This is a genomic window from Streptomyces piniterrae, from assembly GCF_005048155.1.
GTDB lineage: Bacteria > Actinomycetota > Actinomycetes > Streptomycetales > Streptomycetaceae > Streptomyces > Streptomyces piniterrae.
Window position 1 is genome coordinate 11,484 of sequence record NZ_SUMB01000001.1, and the last position, 23,362, is coordinate 34,845.

A 23,362-nucleotide genomic window follows, 5' to 3' on the forward strand; every position below is an offset into this window, starting at 1 on the left:
GCCCACCCTCACCGACGGTGAAAGCCGGGCCGCAGCGCGCGGGCCGGTGAAGCTCTCAGGTTGAGATGACAGAGGGGGAGGCCGTCCGGGCACCAGCGCCTTGGTGCCCCTCGTAGGTCGTATTGACCAGGAGGCCCCCGCAGATGACCACCAATCGCATCTCCTTGACCGAGCTGGAGCGCGGTACCCCCTTCGAGCGTCGGCACATCGGTCCCGACCACGAGGCGCAGGCGAAGATGCTCGCGCAGATCGGGTTCGGGTCGCTCGACGAGCTCACCGCGACGGCCGTACCCGACGTGATCAAGAGCGCGGAGGCGCTGGGCCTGCCGCAGGCCCGTACCGAGGCCGAGGTCCTCGACGAGCTGCGCGGCCTCGCCGACCGGAACCAGGTCCTGTCCTCCATGATCGGCCTCGGCTACTACGGCACGTTCACCCCGCCGGTGATCCTGCGCAACGTCATGGAGAACCCCGCCTGGTACACGGCGTACACGCCCTACCAGCCGGAGATCTCGCAGGGCCGCCTGGAGGCGCTGCTGAACTTCCAGACGATGGTCGCCGACCTGACCGGACTGCCCACCTCCGGCGCGTCCCTCCTGGACGAGGGTACCGCCGCCGCCGAGGCGATGGCCCTCTCCCGCCGCGTGGGCAAGGTCAAGCAGGGCGTCTTCCTGGTCGACGCCGACTGTCTGCCGCAGACCATCGCCGTGATCCAGACCCGCGCCGAACCGACCGACGTCGAGGTCGTCGTCGCGGACCTCACCGACGGCATCCCCGCGGAGATCGCCGAGCGCGGCGTCTTCGGCGTGCTGCTGCAGTACCCGGGCGCGTCCGGCGCGGTGCGTGACCCGCGCGCCGTCATAGCGCAGGCCCAGGAGCTCGGCGCGGTCGTCACCGTCGCCGCCGACCTCCTCGCGCTGACGCTGCTGACCTCGCCCGGCGAGCTCGGCGCGGACATCGCCGTCGGCACCACCCAGCGCTTCGGCGTCCCGATGGGCTTCGGCGGCCCGCACGCCGGCTTCATGGCCGTACGGGAGAAGTTCGCCCGCAGCCTGCCCGGCCGCCTGGTCGGCGTCTCCGTCGACGCCGACGGCAACAAGGCCTACCGCCTCGCGCTGCAGACCCGCGAGCAGCACATCCGCCGCGAGAAGGCCACCAGCAACATCTGTACCGCGCAGGTGCTGCTCGCCGTCATGGCCGGCATGTACGCCGTCTACCACGGCCCCGACGGCCTCCGGGCCATCGCGCGGCGCACCCACCGCTACGCCGGCGTCCTCGCCGAGGGCCTGCGGAACGGCGGCGTGGAGATCGTCCACGACGCGTACTTCGACACGCTGACCGCGCGGGTGCCGGGCCGGGCCGCCGAGGTCGTCGCCGCCGCCCGTGAGGCCGGCGTCAACCTTCGTCAGGTCGACGCCGACCTGGTCGGTATCGCCTGCGACGAGACGACCGGGCGTGCGCAGCTGGCCGGTGTCTGGGGCGCCTTCGGCATCCAGGCCGACATCGAGCAGCTGGACGCGGCCGCCGACGACGCGCTGCCGCAGGGGCTGCTGCGCACCGACGAGTACCTCGCCCACCCGGTCTTCCACCAGTACCGCTCCGAGACGGCGATGCTGCGCTACCTGCGCACCCTCGCCGACAAGGACTACGCGCTGGACCGCGGCATGATCCCGCTCGGCTCCTGCACGATGAAGCTGAACGCCACCACGGAGATGGAGCCGGTCACCTGGCCCGAGTTCGGCCAGCTGCACCCGTTCGCGCCGGCCGCCCAGGCCCAGGGCTATCTCACGCTCATCCAGGAGCTGGAGGAGCGGCTGGCCACGGTCACCGGCTACGACAAGGTCTCCATCCAGCCCAACGCCGGTTCCCAGGGCGAGCTGGCCGGTCTGCTGGCCGTCCGCGCCTACCACCGTGCCAACGGCGACGAGCAGCGCACCATCTGCCTGATCCCGTCCTCCGCGCACGGCACCAACGCCGCCAGCGCCGTGATGGCCGGAATGAAGGTCGTCGTCGTCAAGACCGGCGAGGACGGCGAGGTCGACACCGACGATCTGCACGCCAAGATCGAGCAGCACCGCGACGAGCTGGCCGTCCTGATGGTCACCTACCCGTCCACGCACGGCGTGTTCGAGGAGCACATCACCCAGATCTGCGCCGCGGTGCACGACGCCGGCGGCCAGGTCTACGTCGACGGCGCCAACCTCAACGCGCTGGTCGGCCTCGCCGAGCCCGGCAAGTTCGGTGGCGATGTCTCGCACCTCAACCTGCACAAGACCTTCTGCATCCCGCACGGCGGCGGCGGTCCCGGCGTCGGCCCGGTCGGCGTGCGCGCCCACCTGGCGCCGTACCTCCCCAACCACCCGCTGCAGCCCACCGCGGGCCCCGAGACGGGCGTCGGCCCGATCTCCGCGGCTCCCTGGGGCTCGGCCGGCATCCTGCCCATCTCCTGGGCGTATGTCCGGCTCATGGGCGGCGAGGGCCTCAAGCGCGCCACCCAGGTCGCGGTGCTCAGCGCCAACTACATCGCCAAGCGCCTGGAGCCGCACTACCCGGTGCTCTACACCGGGCCCGGCGGTCTGGTCGCCCACGAGTGCATCATCGACGTCCGGCCGCTGACCAAGGCGACCGGTGTGAGCATCGACGATGTCGCCAAGCGTCTGATCGACTACGGCTTCCACGCGCCGACGATGTCCTTCCCGGTGGCCGGCACGCTGATGATCGAGCCGACCGAGAGCGAGGACCTCGTCGAGCTGGATCGTTTCTGTGACGCCATGATCGCGATCCGTCAGGAGATCGAGAAGGTCGGCTCGGGGGAGTGGGACAAGGACGACAACCCGCTGCGCAACGCCCCGCACACCGCGGACGCGCTGGCCGGCGACTGGAAGCACTCCTACAGCCGCGAGGAGGCGGTCTTCCCGGGCGGCGTCGTGGCCTCGGAGAAGTACTGGCCGCCGGTGCGCCGGATCGACGGCGCCTTCGGCGACCGTAACCTCGTCTGCTCCTGCCCCCCGCTGGACGAGTACGACGGCTGATCCGTCCGCCCGGCATCGTCCGGACAGCATCAAGGGCCCTCGGCAGTTCGCCGGGGGCCCTGTTGTACGTCCGGGCGTGCGCGGGTCAGGCTGCGGTGACGACCCGTGCGCCGCCGAGCGGCCGGTGCGGGGCGATGACCTGCCCGTCCGGCAGCAGCTCACCGGTGTCCTCGAAGAGCAGGACGCCGTTGCACAGCAGGCTCCAGCCCTGCTCCGGGTGGTGTGCCACGGGGTGCGCGGCTTCCCGGTCGGTGGAGTCGGCTGACGGGCAGGGCGGTTGGTGCTGACACATGGAAGTTGTCTTTCGCTGCGGAGTGGTGAACGTCGTCTCGCGGCTCGATGTGGTCGTCATGCCGCTCCCCCGTTTCCTCGATCGGTCCCAGTGTTGCCCTACGGAGAGGATTCCGCAGGGATTTCGCAGCAGCGGTACTCACTCGATACGGACGCGTCACCCGTGCGGGCGGTTGCTCCCAAATCCACACCTCCTACAGGCGGTTGGTAGTGGTAGCGGCGGGCTAGCCCGCGCGGGTGAGAACGGCGGAGCGCCCCGCGGCCGGAAAGGGCCGCGGGGCGCGCTCTGCGGGACGGCGTACGCCGGGTGCACCGTCCCGCGGTGTCCGGGGCGGCGCCCGGGGTCAGGCGGCCGGGGAGCCCAGCAGCGGGGCGGAAGCGAGGCGCAGCGACAGCCGGGGGAGCAGGTCCGCGACGCGCTGCGGGCGGTGCGGGGCGATACCCGGCGGGGCGGGCGCCAGCGGTACGAGGAGGTCACCCGGGTCCGGCAGGCCGTCGGAGCCGTCCGAGCCGATGTCGTGGTGCAGCCACAGCGTGAGCATGTACAGGTCCGGTACGGACAGCAGCCGCGGCTGGTACGGCGCGGCCAGCGCCTCGGCCTGCTGCAGGGCCCGTTCGGTCGCGGCGACATAGGGGCCGCCGCAGAAGTGCGAGAACGTCCAGCCGTCGGCGGTCAGCCGCGCCTCGGCGGTGGCCACGGCACGGTCCCCGCCGCGGACCTGGAAGCGCCAGCCGGCCAGGCGGGTGCGCGGCGGGCCGCCCGCGTGGCGGCGGACGTCGTCCCAGACGTGCACGGGCAGCGGACGGTCGGGGCTCAGCGGGCCCTGATGGGCGCGCAGGGCGGAGGCGGGGGCCTCACTGACCGCGGTGGGCGAGCCGAGGGCGGCGAGGACGCTGCGCAGGGCGGGCGCCGGAGCTGGGGGAACATGCAGCGGCATGATGGGTCGCCTCTCACTTCGGAGACACGGTGGAGCTGGGCAGGTGCGGACAGCGCTGTCAGCGGTGCGGGGTCAGAGCAGGGCCGGCCGGAGCTGCGGCCCGGCGGGGTCAGCCGCTGTGCCCCGGCACCGGTGAGAACACCGCAAACTGGGCGCCAAGTCTCTGCCTCGTGAGAGGAAGTTTATACGACGTATGTTCTCAATGTGTTTCGGCTAGCTTCCGTGCGAATTTCCGGCAAGGCGGAATCCAGACTCTGCGCCGGGGTGTTTTCCGCCTCTTTGTGCGGGGCTTTTGAGGCGCCACCTCGTATTCGTCCGCCGATGCGGTAGGCCGGATCTCGTCGTTGAATTCCACCAGGAAAATGCGGGCGGCTATTGCCGCTGAGATATGCCCGCGGGCTCGCTGGGAAACTCCGCTGATTCGAGCCTATCGGTACCCGCCTGCCGGTGAGGCGTTATCGATCAGATCACCGGGGCATCATCGACCGTAGCGTGTGCCCCGGAAGTGCCGGGGTAACCCCAAGCGGCCCGTGTCCGCGGGCCGTTCACTCGAGGAGGGACCCTTCGATGGGGGAGAAGGTCGCCGCGGACGGGATCGATCCGGCGGACCGGGAGCGTTGTCGAAGAAAGCTTCACGAGTGTCTTGAGGCATTGCGGAGGATGCTGGCGGAGAAGCGGTTCGACCGGCCCAGAAACCTCATGGGCCTGGAGATCGAGCTCAATCTGGCGGGCGCCGACGGGCTGCCCCGCATGCTGAACTCCCAGGTGCTCGACCGTATCGCGAGCCGTGATTTCCAGACCGAACTCGCCCAGTGCAATCTGGAGGTCAACATCATGCCGCACCGTTTGTGCGGCCGGGTCCTGGACCAGCTCGCCGAGGAACTCCGTACGGGGCTCGCCTATGCCGACCGGCAGGCCCGCGAGGTCGCCGCGCAGATCGTGATGATCGGCATCCTGCCGACCCTGACCGCCGCCGACCTCACCGTCGCCAGCCTCTCCGAGAGCGACCGCTATGTGCTGCTCAACGACCAGATGCGGGCCGCCCGGGGCGAGGACTTCGCGATCGACATACAGGGCGTCGAGCATCTGCTGGCCAGCTCGCCCTCGATAGCGCCGGAGGCCGCCTGTACCTCGGTCCAGCTGCACCTCCAGGTGACACCGGGCCGCTTTGCCGCCGTCTGGAACGCCGCGCAGGCCATCGCCGCGGTGCAGGTCGCGGTCGGTGCCAACGCGCCCTTCGTCTTCGGGCGCGAGCTGTGGCGCGAGTCCCGGCCGCCGGTGTTCCTCCAGGCCACCGACACCCGGCCGCCCGAGCTCACGGCCCAGGGAGTACGCCCCCGCACCTGGTTCGGCGAGCGCTGGATCGATTCCGCGTACGACCTCTTCGAGGAGAATCTGCGCTTCTTCCCGCCGCTGCTGCCGTTCTGCGGACCGCAGGAGCCGCTGCGGATCCTCGACGAGGGCGGGGCGCCGGACCTGGGCGAACTGGTCCTGCACAACGGCACGATCTACCGCTGGAACCGCCCCGTTTACGCGGTCGCCGACGGTGTCGCGCACCTGCGGGTGGAGAACCGCGTACTGCCCGCCGGCCCCACCATCGCCGACGTCATCGCCAACACGGCCTTCTACTACGGGCTGGTGCGGGCGCTGGCCGAGGAACCGCGCCCCGTCTGGACCCGGCTGCCGTTCGCCGCCGCCGCCGAGAACTTCGACACCGCCTGCAAGAACGGCATCGACGCGGCCCTCCTCTGGCCGCGCTCCGGGCGCGGCGGCGGCCTCGCCGAGATCCCGGCCGTACGGCTGGTACGCCAGGAGCTGCTGCCGCTGGCCGCCAAGGGCCTGGACGCCTGGGGGGTCGAACCGGCCGACCGGGACCACTACCTGGGCATCATCGAAGCGCGCTGCGCCCGCCGGGTGAACGGGGCGTCCTGGCAGGCCGCCGCCTACCACCACGCGCTGCACCAGGGCCTCGGACGGGACGGCGCGCTCGCCGCGATGACCCGGCGCTACAGCGAGCTGATGCGCACCGGGGAGCCGGTGCACACCTGGCCGGTGGCCTGGGCGGTCGGGCGGCCCGCGGTACCGGAGGAGCGGCGGGTGGCCGAGGGGGCGTAAGGGCCTGATCGCCGGCGTCCGGGTCGGTGGCGATGGCGATCACCGGCACCGGCACCGGCCGCGCCGCGCCGCGTCGGACAGGTTCTTGAGGCTGCGGACCAGAGCATCCAGGTACGGGGGCGGGACCCCGTGTGCTGTGGTCCGGGGGCGTCGGGCAAGCTGTGTCGTCCCCTCGCGGTAGCGCCTCTCCTGATTCTCGGAGCCCGATGTCCGGTGTCCGATGTCCCGGGGGCCGATCGGGATTCGCGGGGGAGAGGGAACGCGCCACGCGGATGGCGCGTTCTTCGGCCTGTCGCGCGCGATCTTCGTACCTGCTTTCGAGACCCTGGCGGGGCGGTGGTGGCGAAGAGCGGTATTGCGGAAGTGGAGGAAGCCGTGCAGTCGGATACAAGTCCCGTGGCCGATGCGGACGTTCCAGGTCAGGGGCGTGGATCGGGGGGCGGCGCGGGGGTGGCCGAGGAGCCGTGCAGGCGTGTTCTGCGCAGTGAGACGCTGATCGTCCTGGCGCTCTCGCTGGGGGCCAGCGCGGTGTCGGCGGTCATCAGCTTCGTCGGTTCGGTGACGAAGCCCGGTGGTCTCAAGGACCAGGCGGCGACGCTCAACGGGTCCCATGCGCCCGGTCGGCCATGGCTGGATCTCGCCTGGCAGCTGTTCGGTATCGCGACCGCGCTGGTGCCCGTCGTCCTGGTGGCGCATCTGTTGCTGCGGGAACGGGCCGGCGGGCTGTCCGCGATCGGCTTCGACCGGCGGCGCCCGTTCTTCGATCTGAGCCGGGGCACCGCGCTGGCGGCCGTCATCGGCGGCAGCGGTCTGCTGCTCTATCTGGGCGCGCGGGCGGCCGGATTCAATCTGACGGTGGTGCCCGAAGCGCTGCCCGACGTGTGGTGGAAGATCCCGGTGCTGATCGCCTCCGCGGTGCAGAACGCCGTGCTGGAGGAGGTCATCGTCGTCGGGTATCTGCTGCGCAGGCTGGGGCAGTTGGGGTGGGCGCCGATGGCGGCGCTGGCGGCCAGCGCGGTGCTGCGCGGCTCGTACCACCTCTACCAGGGCATCGGCGGCTTCTTCGGCAACATGGTGATGGGCGTGATCTTCGTGCTGCTGTACCGGCGGTGGGGGCGGGTCGGGCCGCTGGTCGCCGCGCACGCCCTGATCGACATCGTGGCGTTCCTCGGCTACGCGCTGCTGGCCGGCCGGGTGGGGTGGTTGCCGACGCCGTGAGGTGAGACGGGGGGCAGGACGGGCCCGCCCCCCGGAACGGACGCGCTCAGCCGCCGGCCAGCAGTTCCCCGTCGATGACGGTGACCGCCGAGCCGGTCAGCAGCGTACGGTCGCCGCGCAGTTCGACCCGTACGAAGCCGGTGCGGGCGCCACCCTGCAGGCCGACCAGCGCATCACGGCCGATGCGCGGCGCCCAGAACGGGGCGAGCGCGGTGTGCGCGCTGCCCGTCACCGGATCCTCGTCGATGCCCACATACGGGAAGAAGCCGCGCGAGGCGAAGTCGTAGCCGCCGTCGGGGTCTTCGGCGCGCGCGGTGGCGATCACGCCCCGGCCCCCGTGCCCGGCCAGCGCCCTGAAGTCCGGGGACAGGGCCCGTACGGACTTCTCGTCGGCCAGCTCGACCAGGAGGTCGCCGACGTCGGGACCCGTGTCGTATGCGCAGCGGATCTCGGAGCCGAGCGCGTCGGCGACGACCGGCGGCACCTCGACCGGCGTCAGCGGCGCGGTCGGGAAGTCCATCGAGATGGTCCCGTCGTCGCCGGCCGTAGTGGTCAGCACCCCGCTGCGGGTGCGGAAGCGCACCGTCCCGGTGGCCGTCCCCGTGCTGTGCAGGACATGCGCGGTGGCCAGGGTGGCGTGCCCGCACATGTTCACTTCGGCGGCCGGGGTCAGCCAGCGCAGTGCCCAGTCGGCGTCGCCGCCTCCGGGCAGCGGGTGCGCGAAGGCGGTCTCGGAGAGATTGACCTCGGTGGCGACCTGCTGGAGCCAGGCGTCATCGGGGAAGGCGTCGGAGTCGAGGAGTACGACCCCCGCGGGGTTGCCGGCGAACGGACGCTCGGTGAAGGCGTCGACGATACGAATCCTCATGGCCGTGAGCGTAGGGGCGGCGCAAAGCCGCAGGCCAAGGCCAATCCCGGGAAATTGGCCCCGGAGGGGGCCGCGAGAGGGCGGCTGCCGGAAGGCCGACGACCGCGCCGACGACAGGACGGCGACAGTGCCGACAACAGGGACGGCGACAGGGACGGCGACACAGCAGGGCCGGCGAAAGGGATTGCTCGCCGAACAGTTCCGATATATCGTTGAAGCATCGCGATCGATCAACGATGGCGACCTTGGTCCATGGCCAAGGACTCGGACAAGGAAGACGAGGAAAGGGAGGACGCCACCATGCGTTCCCAAGGACACGAACACGGACGTGAGCACGGTCATGAGCATCGGCACGAGCACTGCGGACCCGGGCGCCACGGCGGCTGGGGCGACTTCGTCGGCGGCTTCGAGCGGCGGCGCGCCGCCTTCGGGCCGTTCGGGCCGCCCTTCGGGGGGCCGCCGTTCGGTGGCGGCCGGGGTCGCGGCGGACCGCGCGGCCGGGCGCGGCGCGGCGATGTGCGCGCCTCGATCCTGGCGCTGCTCAAGGACCGGTCGATGCACGGCTACGAAATGATCCAGGAAATCGCCGAGCGCAGCGGCGGGGCGTGGAAGCCCAGCCCCGGCTCGGTCTACCCCACCCTCCAGCTCCTGGAGGACGAGGGGCTGATCGCCAGCGCCAGCGAGGGCGGCAAGAAGCTCTTCTCGCTGACCGACAGCGGGCGCGCCGAGGCCGAAGGCGGCTCGGACGCCCCCTGGGAGGACGCCGGCCGCGGCATCGACTGGGAGGCGATGAACGAGATCCGAAAGGCGGGCGGTGGCCTGGTGGAGGCGTTCCGCCAGGTGTGGGCCACCGGCACTCCCGAGCAGCGGGAGAAGGCCATGGCGGTGGTCAACAAGGCGCGCAAGGAGCTGTATCTGATCCTCGCGGAAGAGGACTGAACCGCTGCCGGGGGGTGAGTGAGGGGGGCCGTGGCCGGTGTCGTACGGGCCACGGCCTCCGCGTACGAAAACCCGAGGCGCCCTATGACACCAGTCCCGCGAGTTTGCCGAGCGACTCGTTGAGGGCGGCGCCCGCCGAGTCCTTCAGCCTCCCCGCCATCAGGGACACCGCCGCGCCGGTGAACTCCCCGTCGATCCGGAGCGTCGTCGCTCCGCCGTCCGACGTCAGCTCGTAGCGCATCCCCAGGCTGACGCCCATCGGGCCCTTGCCCTTGATGTCGAGCAGGCGGCCCGGCTCCAGCTCCCGTACGGTCCAGTTGACCTCGGCCGGGAAGCCCATCAGCTTCATGTTCTCCTCATAGGTCGCGCCCACTTCGAGCTTTTCCGGGCCGCCCTTGGGGAAGGCGGTGTGGGTGGCGTTCCACTGTCCGTACGAGTCGAAGTCGGTGAGCCGGTCCCAGACCTTGCCGGCCGGAGCCTCGATGCGGGCCTGAGCGGTGACTTCGGCCATGCGACCACCCCTTCGGTGACTGTCCCTGGCTGGTGCCGCGGAACGTAGCCGGACGGGGATGAAGGTTCAATAGCGGCGGGCACCAAATCTGATGGGGCGTCAAATTTGGGTGGGGGTAGGGGGTTCGGGGGAGCTCAGAGGGCGCATACGGGGATGATCCCGGGCGGATCGGCGCCCGCCCCCTCCTGACCGCGGGGCATCCGTCTCCTCCCTGAGGATGAGAGCCGGTGCGAGCGTCCCCAACCACGGTGGGATGCGCAAATGCTTCGCTCCGGGGATGCTGCCCCTCCCGGGGGCTGGTGGGGTGGGACTGTGCAAAACCGTACTGCGTACACCGGCGGCGAAGGCGCCGCCCAGGACGACCTCGACAGCCGGCTCACCGTGGAGCTCGCGTCGGTCGTGGCCGCGGCCCGTAGGCGGGCCCACCGCGATGGTGACCGGCAGGTCGACACCGCCCACCTGCTGCACGGTCTCCTGGAGACAGACCCCGCGGTCCGCGACACCTTCGACGGCGGACCACAGGTCGCCCGGCTGCTCGGCTACCTCGTCCAACGCAGCATCGGCTACGGACTCCGGTGGCACGGGACCGTCGAGGACTCCGGCGCCGTCCCCCTGGTCACCGAGGGCGGCGTCCCCGGCTGGTCGCCCGCCGCGGCCGCGGCCCTGGACGGCGCCCTCGACCGCGCCCATGCCGGCTACGCCACCCGGGCGGGCTGCCTCGACCTGCTCGCCGCCCTCGTGGACGACCCCGAGTCCCGCGCCGTCGAAGTCCTGCGCCGCGCCTCCGTCGACACCGCCCTGATCGCCGCCCGCCTGGACGGGGACCGCCCCGGCCAGGACTGACAGGGGTATCCGGGGTGGCGCTGCTGACGACGGCTGTCATGATGACCCGATGCACGCGTCATCGGGGAGCCCGGCCGGTCCAGCGACCACCACGGGCCAGGGAACTCCAGGATCCGGCCAGATATCCCCGGGGTCCGGGCAGGGAAATCCAGGGTCCCCTCAGGGCAATCCAGGGTCCGGCCGGGGAACTCGGGCATCCGGGGCGACCCGGAAGTCACCACCCGCCCCCGGGGCATCCAGCGGCGGCGCGGCTCGGGGCAGGGGCGCCGCCCTCGCCCTCGCGCTGCTCTCCGCCCTCGCCTTCGGCGGCTCGGGCGTGGCCGCCAAGCCGCTGATCGCGGCCGGACTCGAACCGCTGCACGTCACCTGGCTGCGGGTGGCCGGCGCCGCCCTGGTCATGCTGCCCGTCGCCTGGCGCCACCGTGACCTGCCGCGCCGTCGGCCCGCCCTGCTCATGGGCTTCGGCCTGCTCGCCGTCGCCGGCGTGCAGGCCTGCTACTTCGCCGCCCTCTCCCGAATCCCCGTCGGCGTCGCGCTGCTCATCGAATACCTGGCGCCCGCCCTGGTACTGGGCTGGGTGCGGTTCGTCCAGAAACGGCCGGTCACCCGAGCCGCCGCGGTCGGCGTCGTACTGGCCGTCGGCGGCCTGGCCTGCGTCGTCGAGGTGTGGTCCGGGCTGAGCTTCGACGTCATAGGCCTCGCTCTCGCTCTTGGCGCGGCCTGCTGCCAGGTCGGCTACTTCGTCCTCTCCGACCACGGCAGCGACGGCGACGACCCGGTGGACCCGCTCGGCGTGAGCGCGTACGGGCTGCTGATCGGCGCCGCGGTGCTCACGCTGATCGCCCGCCCCTGGGGCATGGACTGGTCGCTGCTCGGCGGCAGCGCGGACATGAACGGCACCGCGGTGCCCGCCGCGCTGCTCCTCGCCTGGATCGTGCTGATCGCCACGGTGCTCGCCTACCTCACCGGAGTGGTGTCGATTCGCCTCCTCTCCCCCCAGGTGGCCGGTGTGGTCGCCTGCCTGGAGGCGGTGATCGCGACGGTCCTGGCGTGGGTGCTGCTCGGCGAGCACCTCTCCGCACCGCAGATCGCGGGCGGGACGGTGGTGCTGCTCGGCGCCTTCATCGCGCAGTCGGCCAAGCCGAAGGCGACGGAGACGGTGACCGTGGCGGGGTCCGGCCCGGTGCACGGCGGGGAGGCCACCGCCCCCGGGAGCGCCGGATCGGCCGCGCACTCCGGGGACGACTTGTCGGCCGGCTCACCCGCCACATAGGGTCACGAACATGCGTTTGACTGTGCTGCCCCCTCCCGCCGCGTAGCGCGGGCGGCGGCCTCCGAGGAAAACCCGGCTCGGGCAGGTTCCCGAGCCGATCGTCGCTGCCCGTACACGGGACCACGCGACCATTCCACGGCGCACCGCGCCGTCCTGGATTTCCCGGAGCACCTCTCCCATGCATGCCGTTCCCACCTCCGCCCTGCCCGTGGGCCGGGGGCTGTTGTACGTGACCTTCGCCGCGACCGCCTGGGGCACCGCCGGCGCGGCCGCCGCCCTCCTCTACCGGGGCAGCGGGCTCGGCCCGATCTCCCTCACTTTCTGGCGCACCTTCGGGGGCCTGGTCCTGCTGCTCGCCGTAGTGGCCGGACGCGCGTTGCTGCGCCGCCGTACGGGGGCGCTCACCGTCCCCCGCCCGTACGAACCGCTCCGCCGGCGCCTCACCCGGATCGTCGTCACAGGCCTCGCCCTCGCCGTCTTCCAGGCCGCCTACTTCGCCTCCGTGGAGGCCACCGGACTGGCCGTCGGCACCGTCGTCACCATGGGGGCCGGACCTGTTCTCATCGCCATCGGCGCGCGACTGACCATGGGCGAACGGCTCGGCGCGGGCGGCGTCCTGGCCGTCGTCGGGGCCCTGGCCGGGCTCACCGTCCTCGTCCTCGGCGGGGGCGGCGCCGGTACGGTCCGTCCTGCCGGCATCGGTTACGCCCTGCTGTCCGCAGCCGGCTGCGCCGCGATGACCCTCACCACCCGGAGGATGGGTAGGGGCGGCGCCAGCGACCCGTATGCCTCGACGATCAGCGCGTTCGCGGTCTGCGCGCTGATCCTGCTGCCGTTCGCCGCGGTGGAGGGTCTGTGGCCCCAGGCGCACGATCTGGGTCGCAGCCTGATTCTGACGGGCTATATCGCGGCCGTGCCGACGGCGTTGGCGTACGGGCTGTACTTCGCGGGTCTGGCGGCCGTACGCGCCGCGACCGCATCGGTGATCTCGCTGATCGAGCCGGTGTCGGCGGCGGCCCTCGCGGTGCTGTTCCTCGGCGAGCGGCTCACGATGGCGACCGCGGCCGGCACCGCCGTACTGCTGACGGCCGTTGCCGCGCTGGCGGTCACGGAGGCGCGGGGCGCGGTGGCGGCGCGGGCGGCGGCGGTCGCGGGCTGAGGTGCGATGCCCGGCCGGCGGGCGCCACTCCGGCCGGGCATCCGGGCATCGGGGCATCCGGGCGGGCAGGCGGGGGCCCGCCCCTCAGGACCCTGACGCGGGGCGGGGCGCGGACCTGGGCATCGGCATGGTGGCGGCCGCCAGGCGGCGCTGCTGGTTGATGCGGGCCGCCGCGTCGCCGGGCGCGTCCCGCTCGGCGAGGCGCTCCGAGATGCGCCGCTGGACGGCCTCGCTCCGCTTGCCCGCGTACTTGAACTTGGCGCGCACCTCGCGTACTTCGAGCCGCAGCCCGCGAATACCGGAGAGCAGCCGTCCGAACGGTGCCTCGCCCGCGGCGACCGGAGCCGTGCCCCCCTCCGGCTGGAAGTGGTCCGTCTGCCGTTGCAGCAGGGCCGCCTTGGCCTCCGGATCGTCCACGACATGAGCGGTGCAGGTCAGCTGGACCGCGGCATAGAAGCTGGTCGGGGCGCCGTGCTCGGGCGGCTGGTCCTCTGTCGCCTGCCACGGGCCCGGTATGAACGCGTAATCGTCCACCACGCTCAACAGGACCGTCGGCCGGCCCTCCAGCGCGCGCCAGATGGGGTTGGGGCGGGCCAGATGCGTGACGGCTTCGTTGCACGCGGGGTCGTACGCGAAGTGCAGTGGTTGCAGCAGCGGCGCCTCGCCCGGCGATCCGTTGACGGCCAGCTGCCCGAAGTCGTGCGCGGCGAGCCAGTCCTGCCACTCGGCGTCGTCGGTGGGGGCGTCCCAGGGATGGATCAGCATGCGACGCCTCAGCTTTCGGCGACGGGGGAGAGGGCCGAGAGGTACGCGGGCAGTGCGGTGCCCGGTGCGAGATCGTCTGACGGTATGGGGGCGCCGTATACGGGGGCCACCGGGAGGACGCCGCTCCAGTGGGGCAGCGCGAGGTCCTCCGGCTCGTCGTGGGGCCCGCCGGTGCGGATCTTGGCGGAGACCTCGCGCAGATCGAGACGGATCACGGCGGTGGCGGCCAGCTCCTTGGTGTTGCCCGGCCGGGAGTCGGCGGCGCGGCCCGGCACGACCTGGTCGACGAGCGCGTCGAGTGCGGCTGTCTTCTCGGCGTGGTCGGTGACCTGATGGGCGGTGCCGTGGACCACGACGCTGCGGTAGTTGATCGAGTGGTGGAACGCGGACCTGGCCAGGACCAGCCCGTCGACGTGGGTGACGGTGACACAGACCGGGAGGCCCGGGTCCGGCGCCCCGCCGGCCATTCGGAGCGGCCGAGCGCCCGTCGATCCGTGCAGGTAGAGGCGGTCGCCGACGCGGCCGTAGAGCGTGGGCAGGACGACCGGGGCGCCGTCGCGCACAAAGCCCAGGTGGCAGACGTATCCCGCGTCGAGGATCGCGTGCACCGTCTCGTGGTCGTAGGCGGCGCGCTCGCGGGCGCGGGTGGGGATGGTGCGGTCGGTCGTCGGGTAGGCCGCGCTTTCGGTGGCCTTCGCGTCTGCTGGTGCCGTCGCCGCGTTCCCGTGCCCGATCCGTTCCGTCCGACCGCGCTCTTCGCTCGGCTCGACCTGCTGCTCTGCCTGCTGAACCTGCTCGACCTGGTCCACTTGCCAACTCCATTGCACTAGTGCATAATCAAATTTGTGCTAGGAGAGTATCGGATCGAAGGGCGGCGCGCATCGGAGATTGCCGCCAGCGTCGAGCGAGCCGTCGGTGCGGGCGAGCTCCAACCGGGCGAAGTGCTGCCTCCGCTAAGGGAGTTGGCCGTCTATCTGGAGGTCAATCCGAATACCGTCGCGGCCGCTTACCGCACGCTGCGCGACCGCGGTGTGATCGAAACCGCCGGCCGGCGCGGCAGCCGGGTGCGGCCACGGCCCGCCAGCACCGCGCGCGAGGCGCTGCGCGTGGAGGTCCCGCCGGGCGTCCGGGACGCCTCGGACGGCAACCCCGACCCGGTGCTGCTCCCTCCGCTGGAGCGGGCGCTGGCCGAGGCGGCGGCGCGCAGTGCCCGGCGCCCCGTGCTCTACGGTGCCCCCGCGGTGGACGACGACCTGGCGGCACTGGCCCGCTCGGCCTTCGCCGCCGATGGCGTGCCGGACGGTCCGATCGCCGTCACCAGCGGCTCGCTGGACGCCATAGAGCGCGTACTGGCCGCGCACCTCCGGCCCGGCGACACCGTCGCGGTGGAGGATCCCGGATGGGGCAGCCTGCTGGACCTCATCCCGGCGCTCGGGCTGCGGGCCGCACCGGTCGGACTGGATGACGAAGGGCCGCTGCCCGAGCAGTTGGCGCGCGCGATCGAGGACGGCGCACGGGCGGTGATAGTCACCGACCGGGCCCAGAACCCCACCGGAGCGGCCATCACTCAGCCCCGGGCCACCGAACTCCGCACCCTGCTGTCCCAGCACCCCGGCGTCCTCCTCATCGAGGACGACCATGGCCACGGCATCGTCGACCTCCCGCTGCATCCGCTCGCCGGCGTCACCGACCACTGGGTGCTGGTGCGCTCCACGGCCAAGGCGTATGGCCCGGACCTGCGCCTCGCGGTGCTCACGGGCGACGCCACCACCGTGGACCGGGTGTGCGGAAGGCAGCGTCTGGGCCCCGGCTGGGTCAGTCATCTCCTCCAGGACACGGTCGCCCATCTGTGGCGGACGTCCGCGATCGAGCCGGCGGTGGTCGCCGGAGAGTACGACCGGCGGCGGGACGCACTGATACGGGCGTTGGCGGGGCGCGGAGTGCGCGCGAGGGGGCGCAGCGGGATGAACGTCTGGGTGCCGGTGCCGGACGAGACGGGCGCGGTGGCCCGACTCCTGCACGCCGGCTGGGCCGTCGCTCCCGGCGCACGCTTCCGCCTGCATTCGCCGCCAGGCGTACGGATCACCGTGTCCACGCTGTCCGACGACGACATGGATCCGGTGGCGGAGGCGGTCGCCTCGGCGACGGGGGTGGGTGAGGCCCGACGCTATGAGTGAGGCGAGGCAGCGTGAGTAAGAGAGAGGTAGGTGTGCGGTGCGGCAAGGCGGGGGAGCGGCCTGCTCTGAGGCACCCGCCCGTAGCGGCAAGTGGCCGGCTCCGTCGTTACCGAGTCGCTGCGCCGAGCGGGAGCCCATCGGCCGGGCGCCCATCGGCCGGGCCGGCCAGGCCGTCCGCACGGTTGGTGCGACGGTTCCGCGCCCACGGCACGAGCTCGACGAGGCCGAACACCACCTCGACGGCGAAGAACAGCCACAGCAGCCGCATGGCGCCGTGGGCCAGCGCGTACGCCTGCCACATGGCGAACAGCGTGCGCGCGACGCCGTCGAACAGTCCGTGCACCGGCAGCGGTTTGACGATGCGCAGGAGGGCCCAGACGACCACGACCGAACCCATCAGATTCGCGTACAGGGTCTCCATCGGGGCGAGGGCGGGCAGCACTCCCAGCCCGAGCGACCCACTGAGCGACGACAGTCCACCGTGCAGCAGTGCGTACGTCCACGGCGTCGCGAATCCCGCCGTGACGACGAGGTCGTACCAGGCACTCGCGCGGACGATCCGAAGATAGGCGGCGTGGGAAGGGGCGAAAGGGCGGATCACGATGAGGCTCCTGCTGGTCTCTCGGCAGCGACGCCTCACGGTAAACAGTGGAGTAAGCTCCAAGGTCAAGCCCGGTGTCAAGGTCGAGCCCGGTGTCCGGCAGCAATTGACGGGGAGTCATGCGTATCGGAGAGCTGGCCGCGCAGGCCGGGATGACCAAGGACACCATTCGCTTCTACGAGAAGGTCGGCCTGGTCACGGGGCGACGGCTGGCCAACGGCTATCGCGACTTCCCGCCCGAGACGGTGACCTGGCTGCAGTACGTCCGCACCGCGCAGACGCTCGGATTCTCGCTGGCGGAGATCGCACGGCACGGAGAGGAACTGCGCGCCGCGCCGGACACCGCGGAAGCGCTGTCCGCGCTGTTCGCGGAGAAGATCAAGGTTGTCGACGCGCGCATGGCCGAACTCGCCGCTCTGCGGGCCGACCTGGAAGCGCGCATCGGCACCGGATGCCCGTTGCGGGCGGCCGGCCAAGCCGGCTGAGCGCGAGGTGGAGACCGGTCGAGTCGGGGAGCTCAGGCCGGGCGCGGCGGGCCGGTTGGCCGCGCCCGGGTGGTCCCAGGGCCTTCCGGCCCTGAGCCGTCGGACAGCCCCTAGGAGTCGGTGCCGGACCCGGCCGTGACGGAGGGGGTGACGGCCGCGGGCTTGGTGGGGGCGGACGGCCGTGTGGGGCGGGGCTTGCTCTGCGTGAGGGCGGCGCCGGCCAGGACGATGAGGGCGCCGACCGGTGTGTTCCAGCTCAGTGGTTCGTTCAGGAGCGCCACGCCGGCAGTGGTGGCGATCACCGGGATGAAGTAGGTGACCATCTGGGCGGTGGTGGGGCCGACTTCGGCGACCAGGCCGTACTGCAGGAGGAAGGCGAGGCCGGTGCCCAGTGCGCCGAGCGCGAAGACGGCGAGCAGCGGGACGAGCGGGTAACTGGCCGGCAGGGACGTGAACAGCGGTGTCACGACGGCCAGTTGGAGGGTGGCCAGCATCAGCTGGGCGCTGGACATGGACAGGTGCGAGTGCTTGGCGCCCGCCACGGTCCGGCGGACGTAGATCCAGCCGATGGGGTAGCAGAGCGCGGCGCCGAGGGCCATCGCGGTGCCCGCCGGATCCGTGCCGGTGAAGCCCTGCCAGACCCCGAGCACGGTCAGCACGCCCAGGAAGCCGATGCCCAGCCCCGCGACCCGGCGCCGGGTGGGGCGGTCCTCGGAGAGCGCGACGAGCGACAGTGCCATGCCCCAGAGAGGGGAGGTGGCGTTGCAGATGCCGGCCAGCGTGGAGGGGATGGTCAGCTCGGAGTAGGCGAAGAGGGAGAACGGGAGGGCGTTGAGCAGGAACGCGGCGACCGCCAGATGGCCCCACGTACGAGCGGAGCGCGGCAGCCGCTCACGCTTGATCGCGAGCATCGCCACCAGGACCATCGCGCCGAATGCCAACCGGCCCAGCGTGACCTGCAACGGGGCGAAGGCGCCGGTGCCCAGCTTGATGAACAGGAAGCTGAAGCCCCAGACGAGGCAGAGGGCGGCGAAGCGCACCGGCCAGGCGAGGGCCCGCCGGCGGGCCGGGCCGCTCCCGGAGTCCGGGGAGCCGGTGGTGCTCGTCGAGGCGGTCGTGGTGCGCGCCGTGGGGGAGTTGGTGGTGTGCGCGGGCGAGGGGGCTGGGCCGGTGGCGGTGCTCATGACGTCTACGATGCGGGGCGCGACTTCGTAGCACAAGCGAGTTTTCGTGGCCGGTATCGCTTAGCATTGCTTATATGTTGAACCTTGATCGCCTACGGACGCTGAGCGCGGTCGCCCGCCATGGTTCGGTGAGCGCGGCCGCCGACGGGCTGCATGTCACGACCTCGGCCGTTTCCCAGCAGATCGCCAAGCTGGAGCGGGAGACCGGACAGCAATTGCTGGCGAAGAACGGGCGCGGGGTGCGGCTGACCGACGCGGGACGGCTGCTCGCCGACCACGCCGTGCGCATCCTCTCCCAGGTCGAGCTGGCGCAGGCCGAGCTGGAGGCGCATCGCGGCCAGGCGGTCGGCGAGCTGCGGCTGGGTGCCTTCCCCACCGCGGCACGCGGGCTCTTCCCGGCCGCCCTCGCCGCCCTCCGCACCGAACACCCGCAGCTCCGCGCCCGGCTGGCGGAGCTGGAACCGGAGGACTCCGTACGGGGCGTGATGCGTGGCGACATCGACCTCGCGGTCGTCCTCGACTGGTACAACCGGCCGCTCTCGCTGCCCGACGGGCTGGCGAAGGCCCCGCTCCTCGACGACTCGGCCGATGTGGCGATGCCGTCGGATCACCGGCTGGCGCACCGGCGGTCCGTGGAGCTGGAGGAATTCGCGGACGACGAGTGGATCTCCTGGCCGCAGGGCGAGTTCTGCCACGACTGGCTGATGTTCACCCTGCGCAGCAAGGGCGTCGAGCCGCGCATCGCGCATATGGCGGAGGAGCACAACACCCAACTCGCGCTGATCGCCGCCGGGCTGGGCATCGCGGTCGCCCCACGTCTTGGCCGGGGGCCGGTGCCGGAGGGGGTGAGCGTGGTGCCGGTACGCCATCCCATGCGCCGCCATGTCTATGCCATCTGGCGCGCCGACGCCGACCGCCGGCCCTCGATCCGGGCCGCCGTCGCCGCGCTCCGGACGGCGGGGAAGAGCGTGGCGGGCAGCTGATCACCCACCCCCCCGGCGCCCGTCAGGCCGGTGGCACGATGCCCCGGATCACCCCCAGCTCCAGCAAGTCCTGCGGGCGGATGCGGAGTTGGTCGGCGGTGGCCCGCACCTGCCGCGCGTCGCGTTTGAGGATGGCGGCGGCCAGTTCGGGGGCGATCACCGAGAAGTAGCTGTCGGGTGTCGCCCAGAGCCGGTCGGGCGCGGCGAGGGCCAGCGCGCCGCCGGATCCGCCCTCGCCTATGAGCAGGGAGGTGACGGGTACGCGGGCCGAGGCCAGCGCGGCGAAGGAGTCGGCGATGGCCGCACCGGCGCCGGCGCGTTCGGCTGCCGCGTCATTGGCCGCGCCCGGGGTGTCGACGAGGGTGAGGACAGGTATGCCGAGCCGGTCCGCGAGACGGACGAGACGGGCGGCGGTACGGAAGCCGGCCGGGCGGGTGGCCGTACCGCACTGGGCCGCGAAGGCGATCGTCCGGCCGTCGCGACGGCCGAATCCGCAGCGCATCCCGTTGTCGACGCCGCCGCTGCGGTCGCCGCTGATCTCCTCCCAGTCGTCGAAATACGCGCGCAGATATGCCTCGGCGCGCGGCCGCCGGGCGTCGCGGGCGCGGATCACCGCACCCCAGCCGCTTTCCGGCAGGCCGGGCACGTCACCGAGCGCGTACGGCGCCGGCGCCGCCCCGGGAGGCGCTCCGGGAGCCTCCGCCGTCCCCGACTCCCTTGCGCCGCCCAGCAGTTGAAGCCATCGCCGCAGAGCGGCGCGCAGACCGTCCGGCGGGACGACGGCGTCGATGTGGCCCGCCGCGAACTGGCCCTCGGCCGAGTAGGCGTACGGATCGGCATCGTCGGGGCGTACCCGTGAGCCCGCGAAGCCGACCTGCGCACCGGGCAGGGCGAGGATCACATCGGCCCCCGCGCCGAGCGTCGCCCAGCCGCCGCCGGTCGTAGGATCGCGCAGCACGGCGATCTGCGGCAGTCCGGCGGCACGGTTCAGCGCCGACTGCCCGGCCACCCGCTGGAGCTGGGTCAGTGCCCGCATGCCCTCCTGCATCCGGCTGCCGCCCGTGGCGATCAAGGACACCACCGGCAGGCGCCGCTCGCGGGCGCTGGCGTAGGCGGCCTCCAGACGGTCGCCGGTGCGCTCGCCGAGCGAGCCGCCCAGATAGCCGAACTCGAAGGAGATGACGACGGCTTCGGCGTCGCCGACCGTGGCGAGCGCGGTGATCACGGACTCGTCCTCGCCGGTACGGGCGCGGGCGCGCGCCCGGGACGCGTCGTAGCCGTGCCAGCCGAGCGGGCCGTCGGGCTTGTCACCGCCCGGCCGGTCCGCGGCGCCGGCGGCTCCGGAACCGTCGGGCACGGCCGGCTCGGTATACGCGTCCGCCACCGCCGCTATGGCCTGCCGGGCGGTCAGCCGCTGACTGGGCAGCGGGCCGCGTACGGCGTCGGGTGCCGAGCCTCCGGCCATACGCGCGGAGCTGCCGCCCTCATGGGCCGGGCTTCCGCCGCCCCGCTCAAGGCTGCCGTTGCGCGCCGCGCCCTCGCTCTCAGACATGGAGCTCTCGCTTGAGGATCTTGCCCATGTCGTTGCGCGGCAGCGCGTCCAGGAAGTGGACGGTGCGTGGGCGTTTGTGCGGGGCGAGCTGGGCGGCGACATGGTCGGCCAGCTCCTGGGCCGAGGGCGGCGCACCGGCGTCCGGACCGGTCTCGGGCACGATCCAGGCGACGATCCGCTCCCCGAGGTCCTCGTCCGGCTCGCCGGTGACGGCCGCCTCCGCCACCCCGGGGTGCGCCAGCAGGGCGTTCTCGATCTCGCCCGCGCCGATTTTGTAGCCGCCGCTCTTGATCAGGTCGGTGGCCTTGCGGCCGACGATCCGGTAGTTCCCGCCTGCGTCGCGCAGGGCCATGTCACCGGTGCGGAACCAGCCGCCGTCGAAGGCCGCCGCGGTGGCGTCGGGGCGGTTGAGGTACTCCACGAAGAGATTCGGGCCGCGGACCTGGATCTCGCCCACCGTCTCGCCGTCGCTGGTCTCGATCGGCTGTCCCGCGTCGTCGACGAGCCGGACGTAGACGCCCGGCAGCGGCACCCCGACCGTCCCCGTGGCCTCCGGGCCGTCCGCCCGCACGCTGGTGTTCATCAGCGTTTCCGTCATGCCGTAGCGCTCGATCACCCGCCGGCCGGAGGCCGCCGCGATGCGCTCGTGATCGGTCAGCGGCAGCGCTGCCGACCCGGATACCAGCAGCCGGGCACGGGAGAGCGCCTTGGCGAGCACCGGGTCGCGGCCCGCCTCGACGGCCAGTCGGTGGTACATCGTCGGCACGCCGAACAGCATCGTGGCGTCCGCGGACAGCTCACGGGCGACGCCGTCGGCGCTGAAGCGCCCCAGGTGGTGGACGCTGCCGCCGCGGCGCAGCGGGCCGAGGATGCCCAGGATCAGACCGTGGACGTGGAACAGCGGCAGGGCGTGGACGAGGACGTCGTCGGCGGTCCACTGCCAGGCGTCCGCCAGCGCGTCGAGGGTGTGGGCGATGGCGCGCCGGGGGATGACGACGCCCTTGGGCGGCCCGGTGGTGCCGGAGGTGTAGACGATCAGGGCCGGCGCCTCGTCGCCCGGTTCGTACGGCAGCGCGACCGGCTCGGACCCCTCCGGAGGCTCGGCCGCTTCGACGTCCACGCGGGGCAGCGCGGCGAGCGCTTCCGGAAGGTCGGCTCCGGGCTCGGCGAGGACGAGCGACGGCGCGCTGTCCGCCACGATGTGCGCCAGCTCGCTCTCGCCGCTCTTCGGATTCACCGGCACCGCAGGCACCCCCGCGAGCAGCGCGGCGACGACGCCGACCGAGGTTTCCAGCGTCGCGGTCGCCCAGATCGCGACCCGGGTCGCGCCGCCGATCCGATCGGCGAGCGGGCCCGCCACCGCGGCCAGTTGACCGTAACTGAGCGCACGGTCACCGAAGCGCAACGCTGGGGTGGGCGAGCCGTCGCACAGCGCGGGGAAGAGCACGTTCACCGGATCTCCTTCGTCCTCGTCGGCGCCCGGCCCGGCAGGGCCGGTGCCAACCCGCTCCGGCGGCCGTGTCGGCGCGGAACGAGCTGACGCCTACCACTCTCGCAGAGACCACTGACATCGCGATCTCTCCGGCGATCCGAGCTCTTCGAGCGTCCGCGCCCGCCGCCGCGACGAGGCAGGTCACCGCCGGCGCCACCCGGTGGCCCGGCGCCGGCGTGGCGTGCCCCTGCCAGGCGCGCCGGATCCCCTCACCCGGGGATCTTGCGGAAATCCCACGAGGCGACGGAGTCCGGGGTCAGCCGCAGCCAGGCGTGCCGGCCGTCATGCGGCATCGCGTCCATCCCGAAGTACTTCGCCGCGAACAGCCGCTCCGGGGCGTCCAGTTCGGGGCATGCCTCCCCGGTGCGCGGCGCCTCGCCGACGAACACCGCACGCCCCGCCAGCTCGGCCCCGCGCAGCTCCCCGTACTCGTGCCCGTCGTCGACGACCACCGCGATCCGCGGGTCCCTGCGCAGCTGCGCCCACCGCTTGCTGCGAGTGATCGAATACAGCCACAGCGCCGTCCCGTCCCAGACGAACCACAGGGCACCGATGTGCGGCGCGCCGTCGGCGCCGACCGTGGCGACCCGGCAGGTCCGCTGCTCCGCCAGGAACCCGTCCAGCTCGCCCGGTGTCATCATGATCCGGCGCCCGCGCCGCTGTGCGCCGGTCGGGTCCGTCCGCTGTGTGCCGGTCCGCTGCGTGTCGGTCATCCGATATCGCCCTCCGTCGCACGGGTACGGGTACGGGACCGTGCTCGGGCCGAGGCGAGCCGCGTGCCCCGGCCCCGGAATCCGGCCGTCATCCCACCGTAACCTGACGAGTAGTCAGGAATCTTGGGGGAATCATGAGCGCTCTTCCTCACGGGCGCAATGCCGGATAGCCTCACGCGCCTCGAACAGGCCGCCGGAACGCGGGAGCCCGCCGCGCGACACAGCC

The 23,362-nt window shown here is 72.5% G+C and carries 21 protein-coding genes; 10 read left to right on the plus strand and 11 right to left on the minus strand.

All coding sequences use genetic code 11. The features are described from left to right. The first annotated feature begins 143 nt into the window (after positions 1–143). Complete coding sequence (gcvP, locus tag FCH28_RS00070; protein WP_136737585.1) at positions 144–3,029, plus strand: aminomethyl-transferring glycine dehydrogenase; 2,886 nt, start codon at positions 144–146, stop codon at positions 3,027–3,029. A gap of 85 nt (positions 3,030–3,114) precedes the next feature. Here gcvP and FCH28_RS00075 read toward each other — a convergent pair whose 3' ends face one another. Together FCH28_RS00075 and FCH28_RS00080 are read right to left on the minus strand one after the other, a co-directional pair. Then, positions 3,115–3,321 (minus strand): DUF5999 family protein, encoded by a 207-nt coding sequence (locus FCH28_RS00075; protein WP_169314039.1) that lies wholly within the window; start codon positions 3,319–3,321, stop codon positions 3,115–3,117. A 343-nt stretch (positions 3,322–3,664) separates the two neighbouring features. Further along, a complete protein-coding gene (locus FCH28_RS00080; protein WP_136737587.1) occupies positions 3,665–4,258 on the minus strand; it encodes a hypothetical protein in 594 nt (197 codons plus the stop codon). A 567-nt stretch (positions 4,259–4,825) separates the two neighbouring features. Between FCH28_RS00080 and FCH28_RS00085 the strand changes: the two genes are divergently transcribed. Further along, positions 4,826–6,373, plus strand: a complete 1,548-nt coding sequence (locus FCH28_RS00085; RefSeq protein WP_136737588.1) for a glutamate-cysteine ligase family protein — start codon at positions 4,826–4,828, stop codon at positions 6,371–6,373. Between the two features lie 375 nt (positions 6,374–6,748). Next, positions 6,749–7,591 (plus strand): CPBP family intramembrane glutamic endopeptidase, encoded by an 843-nt coding sequence (locus tag FCH28_RS00090; protein ID WP_136737589.1) that lies wholly within the window; start codon positions 6,749–6,751, stop codon positions 7,589–7,591. Between the two features lie 46 nt (positions 7,592–7,637). Here the strand turns inward: FCH28_RS00090 and FCH28_RS00095 are convergent, their stop codons facing one another. After that, on the minus strand, positions 7,638–8,459 hold the full coding sequence (locus FCH28_RS00095) for a PhzF family phenazine biosynthesis protein (RefSeq protein ID WP_136737590.1): 822 nt from the start codon (positions 8,457–8,459) through the stop codon (positions 7,638–7,640). 300 nt (positions 8,460–8,759) lie between these two features. Between FCH28_RS00095 and FCH28_RS00100 the strand changes: the two genes are divergently transcribed. After that, the gene (locus FCH28_RS00100) at positions 8,760–9,398 is read left to right on the plus strand and encodes a PadR family transcriptional regulator (RefSeq protein ID WP_136738274.1); all 639 of its coding nucleotides are present in this window, start codon (positions 8,760–8,762) and stop codon (positions 9,396–9,398) included. Between the two features lie 82 nt (positions 9,399–9,480). Here FCH28_RS00100 and FCH28_RS00105 read toward each other — a convergent pair whose 3' ends face one another. After that, positions 9,481–9,909 (minus strand): type II toxin-antitoxin system Rv0910 family toxin, encoded by a 429-nt coding sequence (locus tag FCH28_RS00105; protein WP_136737591.1) that lies wholly within the window; start codon positions 9,907–9,909, stop codon positions 9,481–9,483. A 312-nt stretch (positions 9,910–10,221) separates the two neighbouring features. Here FCH28_RS00105 and FCH28_RS00110 point away from each other — a divergent pair, with 312 nt between their 5' ends. The 3 genes from FCH28_RS00110 to FCH28_RS00120 all read left to right on the plus strand — a co-directional run bounded on the left by FCH28_RS00110 (position 10,222) and on the right by FCH28_RS00120 (position 13,184). Beyond that, positions 10,222–10,752 (plus strand): Clp protease N-terminal domain-containing protein, encoded by a 531-nt coding sequence (locus tag FCH28_RS00110; protein ID WP_246102189.1) that lies wholly within the window; start codon positions 10,222–10,224, stop codon positions 10,750–10,752. Between the two features lie 283 nt (positions 10,753–11,035). Continuing rightward, positions 11,036–12,025 (plus strand): EamA family transporter, encoded by a 990-nt coding sequence (locus FCH28_RS00115; RefSeq protein ID WP_246102352.1) that lies wholly within the window; start codon positions 11,036–11,038, stop codon positions 12,023–12,025. 178 nt (positions 12,026–12,203) lie between these two features. Then, on the plus strand, positions 12,204–13,184 hold the full coding sequence (locus FCH28_RS00120; RefSeq protein ID WP_136737593.1) for a DMT family transporter: 981 nt from the start codon (positions 12,204–12,206) through the stop codon (positions 13,182–13,184). 84 nt (positions 13,185–13,268) lie between these two features. Here FCH28_RS00120 and FCH28_RS00125 read toward each other — a convergent pair whose 3' ends face one another. Beyond that, positions 13,269–13,949 carry an FMN-binding negative transcriptional regulator gene (locus FCH28_RS00125; protein ID WP_136737594.1) on the minus strand — a complete coding sequence of 227 codons (681 nt, stop codon included), beginning with the start codon at positions 13,947–13,949 and terminating at the stop codon, positions 13,269–13,271. Between the two features lie 8 nt (positions 13,950–13,957). Beyond that, on the minus strand, positions 13,958–14,602 hold the full coding sequence (locus tag FCH28_RS00130) for a pyridoxamine 5'-phosphate oxidase family protein (protein WP_136738276.1): 645 nt from the start codon (positions 14,600–14,602) through the stop codon (positions 13,958–13,960). Between the two features lie 192 nt (positions 14,603–14,794). Here FCH28_RS00130 and FCH28_RS00135 point away from each other — a divergent pair, with 192 nt between their 5' ends. Continuing rightward, on the plus strand, positions 14,795–16,126 hold the full coding sequence (locus FCH28_RS00135; protein ID WP_136737595.1) for an aminotransferase class I/II-fold pyridoxal phosphate-dependent enzyme: 1,332 nt from the start codon (positions 14,795–14,797) through the stop codon (positions 16,124–16,126). 106 nt (positions 16,127–16,232) lie between these two features. Here FCH28_RS00135 and FCH28_RS00140 read toward each other — a convergent pair whose 3' ends face one another. After that, a complete protein-coding gene (locus FCH28_RS00140) occupies positions 16,233–16,727 on the minus strand; it encodes a hypothetical protein (protein WP_136737596.1) in 495 nt (164 codons plus the stop codon). Positions 16,728–16,846: 119 nt separating this feature from the next. Here FCH28_RS00140 and FCH28_RS00145 point away from each other — a divergent pair, with 119 nt between their 5' ends. Next, entirely contained in the window at positions 16,847–17,212 is a 366-nt protein-coding gene (locus FCH28_RS00145) for a MerR family transcriptional regulator (protein WP_136737597.1), read from the plus strand. A gap of 110 nt (positions 17,213–17,322) precedes the next feature. Here FCH28_RS00145 and FCH28_RS00150 read toward each other — a convergent pair whose 3' ends face one another. Beyond that, the gene (locus FCH28_RS00150) at positions 17,323–18,396 is read right to left on the minus strand and encodes a DMT family transporter (protein ID WP_136737598.1); all 1,074 of its coding nucleotides are present in this window, start codon (positions 18,394–18,396) and stop codon (positions 17,323–17,325) included. A gap of 74 nt (positions 18,397–18,470) precedes the next feature. On the opposite strand from FCH28_RS00150, the gene FCH28_RS00155 reads away from it, so the two are divergent. Continuing rightward, entirely contained in the window at positions 18,471–19,379 is a 909-nt protein-coding gene (locus tag FCH28_RS00155; protein WP_136737599.1) for a LysR family transcriptional regulator, read from the plus strand. 22 nt (positions 19,380–19,401) lie between these two features. Here the strand turns inward: FCH28_RS00155 and FCH28_RS00160 are convergent, their stop codons facing one another. The 3 genes from FCH28_RS00160 to FCH28_RS00170 all read right to left on the minus strand — a co-directional run bounded on the left by FCH28_RS00160 (position 19,402) and on the right by FCH28_RS00170 (position 23,136). Further along, complete coding sequence (locus tag FCH28_RS00160; protein ID WP_136738277.1) at positions 19,402–20,844, minus strand: carboxyl transferase domain-containing protein; 1,443 nt, start codon at positions 20,842–20,844, stop codon at positions 19,402–19,404. A 79-nt stretch (positions 20,845–20,923) separates the two neighbouring features. After that, the gene (locus FCH28_RS00165) at positions 20,924–22,384 is read right to left on the minus strand and encodes an acyl-CoA synthetase (RefSeq protein WP_136737600.1); all 1,461 of its coding nucleotides are present in this window, start codon (positions 22,382–22,384) and stop codon (positions 20,924–20,926) included. A gap of 248 nt (positions 22,385–22,632) precedes the next feature. Beyond that, positions 22,633–23,136 carry a pyridoxamine 5'-phosphate oxidase family protein gene (locus tag FCH28_RS00170; protein WP_136737601.1) on the minus strand — a complete coding sequence of 168 codons (504 nt, stop codon included), beginning with the start codon at positions 23,134–23,136 and terminating at the stop codon, positions 22,633–22,635. Positions 23,137–23,362 lie beyond the last annotated feature (226 nt).

Excerpts from the sequence above, each read along its gene's own strand:
- FCH28_RS00170 (WP_136737601.1), bottom strand. The coding sequence starts at position 23,136 with ATGACCGACACGCAGCGGACCGGCACACAGCGGACGGACCCGACCGGC.
- FCH28_RS00145 (WP_136737597.1), top strand. The coding sequence starts at position 16,847 with ATGCGTATCGGAGAGCTGGCCGCGCAGGCCGGGATGACCAAGGACACC.
- FCH28_RS00075 (WP_169314039.1), bottom strand. The coding sequence starts at position 3,321 with ATGTGTCAGCACCAACCGCCCTGCCCGTCAGCCGACTCCACCGACCGG.
- FCH28_RS00095 (WP_136737590.1), bottom strand. The coding sequence starts at position 8,459 with ATGAGGATTCGTATCGTCGACGCCTTCACCGAGCGTCCGTTCGCCGGC.
- gcvP (WP_136737585.1), top strand. The coding sequence starts at position 144 with ATGACCACCAATCGCATCTCCTTGACCGAGCTGGAGCGCGGTACCCCC.
- FCH28_RS00160 (WP_136738277.1), bottom strand. The coding sequence starts at position 20,844 with ATGGCCGGAGGCTCGGCACCCGACGCCGTACGCGGCCCGCTGCCCAGT.
- FCH28_RS00150 (WP_136737598.1), bottom strand. The coding sequence starts at position 18,396 with ATGAGCACCGCCACCGGCCCAGCCCCCTCGCCCGCGCACACCACCAAC.
- FCH28_RS00125 (WP_136737594.1), bottom strand. The coding sequence starts at position 13,949 with ATGCTGATCCATCCCTGGGACGCCCCCACCGACGACGCCGAGTGGCAG.
- FCH28_RS00100 (WP_136738274.1), top strand. The coding sequence starts at position 8,760 with ATGCGTTCCCAAGGACACGAACACGGACGTGAGCACGGTCATGAGCAT.
- FCH28_RS00085 (WP_136737588.1), top strand. The coding sequence starts at position 4,826 with ATGGGGGAGAAGGTCGCCGCGGACGGGATCGATCCGGCGGACCGGGAG.
- FCH28_RS00155 (WP_136737599.1), top strand. The coding sequence starts at position 18,471 with ATGTTGAACCTTGATCGCCTACGGACGCTGAGCGCGGTCGCCCGCCAT.
- FCH28_RS00080 (WP_136737587.1), bottom strand. The coding sequence starts at position 4,258 with ATGCCGCTGCATGTTCCCCCAGCTCCGGCGCCCGCCCTGCGCAGCGTC.
- FCH28_RS00105 (WP_136737591.1), bottom strand. The coding sequence starts at position 9,909 with ATGGCCGAAGTCACCGCTCAGGCCCGCATCGAGGCTCCGGCCGGCAAG.
- FCH28_RS00120 (WP_136737593.1), top strand. The coding sequence starts at position 12,204 with ATGCATGCCGTTCCCACCTCCGCCCTGCCCGTGGGCCGGGGGCTGTTG.